Here is a 1,538-nt window from a genome sequence, read left to right as displayed (position 1 = left end):
CGAGAGCGGTTACGAGCTGCTGACCGAGGCGACGGGCATGCTGGGCCGGCGTGACGACGCGGTCACCTATGCCCGGGCGCTGGCGGCGGCCCGGCAGCGGCGGCTGGGCGAGGACGCGCCGGCCACGCTGGCGGCCCGCCTGACCTGTCGGTGGTGCTGGAGCAGGCGGGCGCGGCGGAGGAGGCCCGCGGCATCCGCCGGGATGCCCTCGACCGCCTGCAGCAGGGCGATCCGGAGCTCTATGCCCGCATCCTGAACAACACCGCGATCGTGCTGCAGAACGGCGGCACGCTGGACAGCGCCGCGGACATGTTCGGCCGGCTGGTCCAGGCCCTGGCGGCGCAGCCGGAGAGCACGGAGCTCGGCATCACCCATTTCAACCTCGCCGTCCTCGACCGCGACCGGCGGCAATACGGGCCCGCGATCGAGCATCACAGGAAGGCGATCGAGATCCTGGAGCGTCTGGAGGGTCCACTGTCGGCGGAGACGATCGCCGCCGTGGGCGGCCTCGGCCAGACCTACGACATCGCCGGGCGCCCGGCCGCGGCGCTGCCCCTGCTGCTCGACGCCCATGACCGCGCAGTGAAGGCGCTGGGCGACAGCGACGACACGATGATCCAGGCGAACAACCTGGCCAATGTGCTGCGGCAGCTGCAGCGCTTCGATGAGGCCGAGCCGCTCGACCGCGCGGCCCTGGCCTGGCGCGAGCGCAATCTCGGCCCGGCGGACGAGTCGACCCTGATCAGCCGGAAGAACCTGGCGCTGGACCTGATCGGGCTGGACCGGCCGAAGGATGCGATGGAGCTGTACCGGCAGGTCGTGGCGACGCTGGAGAAGGAGCGCGGCCCCGACAACCCGGAGACGGTGGATCTGCGCCGCGAGCGGGACATGCTGGCGATCCTGACCGGGACGGCCCCGGCCGACGACGCGGTCTTCGCCAAGCTCGCCGCCGACGCCAAGCCTTCGGCCGACTCTGTACGCATGGCCAACCTGCTCGCCGGCATCGCGGAGAAGCGGGGCGACGCTGCGGCGGAAGGGCGCCTGCACCGCCTCTCGCTGCGGCTGTCGGAGGCCACCTACGGCCCGCTGGATCCGCACACCCTGGCGATGCTGACCAATGTCGCGCGCTTCGAGCGCCAGCAGAAGGCGACGACCGCCCCCGCCACCTACCGGATGCTGGAGCAGCGGCTGCGGCTGTGGTCGCGGCGGGAGATCGCCTCGACCTCCGACCCGGCGGTGATGGAGCTGGTGGCGGCGACCACCCGCGAGCCGCTGGGCGACATCCTCTCCTACGCCATGTCCGCCACGGCCGGCGATCCCGCGGCGACCGCGCTGTTCGCCACCGTGCTGCTGGACTGGAAGGACGTGCTGTCGCTGGAGCGGACGATGCTCGACACCGCGGCGGCCGGGCTGTCGGCCGACGACCGGGCGCTGCTGGACCGGGTGCGCGCGCTCCAGGCCGAGAGCCTGCGCCAGCCGCGCGGCGCCGCCGCGGCAGAGGGGACGACGCATGAGCTCGGCATCGCCGAGGCGACGCT

General features: G+C 73.1%; 2 protein-coding genes. Both read left to right on the top strand.

Features of this window, described 5'->3' with window-relative positions:
- The coding region (locus P409_RS41080; protein WP_238578840.1) for a hypothetical protein at nucleotides 1-256 on the top strand (256 nt) is incomplete at its 5' end.
- A partial coding sequence (locus tag P409_RS33985; RefSeq protein ID WP_238578839.1) for a tetratricopeptide repeat protein occupies nucleotides 154-1,538 on the top strand: 1,385 nt, incomplete at its 3' end. The genes P409_RS41080 and P409_RS33985, both read left to right, overlap by 103 nt.

Source organism: Inquilinus limosus MP06 (genome assembly GCF_000767795.1).
In the GTDB taxonomy this organism is placed as follows: Bacteria; Pseudomonadota; Alphaproteobacteria; order DSM-16000; family Inquilinaceae; genus Inquilinus; species Inquilinus limosus_E.
The sequence above is the reverse complement of the archived record's forward strand: the minus strand, read 5'-3'. Positions and strand labels throughout refer to the sequence as shown.